Raw genomic sequence first — 2245 nt, forward strand, 5'->3', positions numbered from 1 at the left:
CTGATGACTTATGGCAGACCCATCGTTTTAGGCGATGGCGAAAACAGCTGGTTGACAAGAGCGCAACTCAATGAACTATTTACCCTGAGTCAAGTTGCTGGCCAGAAACATAACCTCACCCTGCCCGGTGGTCGCACCTTCACGGTGATCTTTGATCGCACAGAAGGCTCCCCTATTGAAGCCCGGCAAGTCATACCTCTGGCTATACCCGAGAATGAACATTACTACACAATCGTTATTCGATTGTTGACAGTAGCTTGATTTGAACTCACGGTTTTTGATGCACACCGTTCACAAGTTGAGGTGTTCCCGGCATTGATGCAAGTATTCTTTCAAGATCATCATTTACAGGTTGGGAAAAAGAGGTGAAAACAGGAACTGACACGAAGTTTTTTGGAATATTTTTCAGAATAAGCAAATTCTGACTGGAGATTGTTTTGTTAGCGAATGTACACCCAACGGGATACACATGTAGCTTTTGGTCTTCGTGTTTTTCTGTGTCGACAAAACAGGAACGTTTTTGTGAGTCAGGGCTGAAGCCAAACTTCTGAAGTTGAAGATTCACCAGAGGTTTCCTTTGGCACTTAGTCGTCTCCAATCTATACCCCATAGCAAGCCCAAAAGAGAAAAACGCCTTCAAGAATGGCTTTGACAATCCAAGATTTCTCATCTTTTCATTAATAATAATTCCCTGAAACAGTAACCGTGTACTTTCCCGAACAAAGGTTATTACACCCACCTTCTCGTGACCCTGTTTGCAGTGGATGGAATAAAACGAATTATCTCCAAAACGTAAACTTGGCAAATACACTATTACAAGCTCAAAAGTATCATCTCCAACCTGCAAATCACCAAGCCCATATTCAACTCTCGGTTGCATCAAATCAAAGCCGACAAATTCATCTGAGAGTCCAAGTCCAGTAAGACATGCAGTGAAACAGAACAGAATTCCCAAAAACCATAACCGTGCTTGAACCATCGAACACCCACCTAGCTCATCTGGTCAATAAAAATGGCAATCAACAAAGAAGATATCAAGGCGTAACCGTTCACCGACAGTTAATTCTTTTAATTCTTTCTAAGCTGCCTGTGCGGCAGTGAACGAGATGGGTCTACCTGAGCGCAGGGAGTGGGATTTCTAAGCTGCCTGTGCGGCAGTGAACGGTCTTTCCGAACATCTAACATCGTGCCTATTTTTCTAAGCTGCCTGTGCGGCAGTGAACGGTGGATGGTTGCATGATTGCAGGATCCTCATTTTCTAAGCTGCCTGTGCGGCAGTGAACAGCAACCGACTTTTCAGTCGGTTTTTCTTTTTTTTCTAAGCTGCCTGTGCGGCAGTGAACTGTTAGGTGGTGCACGGGATGACCTTTCTGAATTTCTAAGCTGCCTGTGCGGCAGTGAACGATTACCTGCAGCCAGGCGAAATGATAAATCTTTTCTAAGCTGCCTGTGCGGCAGTGAACGAATCACAGAACTGCCAGACGGGCTGACTGTGTTTCTAAGCTGCCTGTGCGGCAGTGAACTTGTGGCTGGTGGCCGGTTGGCTGTTGGAACTTTTCTAAGCTGCCTGTGCGGCAGTGAACGGTGCCCGATCTATACAGAACCCGACACCGATTTTCTAAGCTGCCTGTGCGGCAGTGAACAGTGGCTGTAATGGATCGTGGAGATATTGTCTTTTCTAAGCTGCCTGTGCGGCAGTGAACCGAAGGGCTTTTATGGCCCGCAATTTTTTGGGCTTTCTAAGCTGCCTGTGCGGCAGTGAACGTACGGGTTATGCGCTATATATCTTCGCGTCTTTTCTAAGCTGCCTGTGCGGCAGTGAACCCAATGGCTCCGAATGCCTTGGCATACATCAATTTCTAAGCTGCCTGTGCGGCAGTGAACCCAGAAAACCGGCCTTTAAGTTCGCCCAAATATTTCTAAGCTGCCTGTGCGGCAGTGAACAATTTGCAACGAAAGCGGCGTTTGTTTTTGATTTTCTAAGCTGCCTGTGCGGCAGTGAACCTTTGATCTTGTTGGCCGGTGCTGCCGGTCTGTTTCTAAGCTGCCTGTGCGGCAGTGAACCGAACTAACTGCGCCGATCTGTTGTACGCAAATTTCTAAGCTGCCTGTGCGGCAGTGAACATGGGCGCAATGAATACGCGGGTTTCCTTGGTTTTCTAAGCTGCCTGTGCGGCAGTGAACGATGGTATAAACGAAAAATCAGTCTCTGCTATTTTCTAAGCTGCCTGTGCGGCAGTGAACT

2 protein-coding genes and 1 CRISPR repeat array are annotated in these 2245 nt (G+C 46.9%); of the genes, one reads left to right on the forward strand and one right to left on the reverse strand.

Annotation, left to right across the window (positions count from 1 at the left end; all coding sequences use genetic code 11):
• The coding region (locus QMA35_RS21400; RefSeq protein WP_281649166.1) for a hypothetical protein at window positions 1-261 on the forward strand (261 nt) is incomplete at its 5' end.
• Between the two features lie 7 nt (window positions 262-268).
• Here the strand turns inward: QMA35_RS21400 and QMA35_RS21405 are convergent.
• Window positions 269-979 (reverse strand): hypothetical protein, encoded by a 711-nt coding sequence (locus QMA35_RS21405; RefSeq protein WP_281649167.1) that lies wholly within the window; start codon window positions 977-979, stop codon window positions 269-271.
• 96 nt (window positions 980-1075) lie between these two features.
• Window positions 1076-2244: a CRISPR direct-repeat array (repeat unit 28 nt; unit sequence TTTCTAAGCTGCCTGTGCGGCAGTGAAC).
• The last annotated feature ends 1 nt before the right edge of the window (window position 2245 follow it).

This window comes from Parendozoicomonas sp. Alg238-R29 (genome assembly GCF_947331445.1).
Lineage (GTDB): Bacteria > Pseudomonadota > Gammaproteobacteria > Pseudomonadales > Endozoicomonadaceae > Sansalvadorimonas.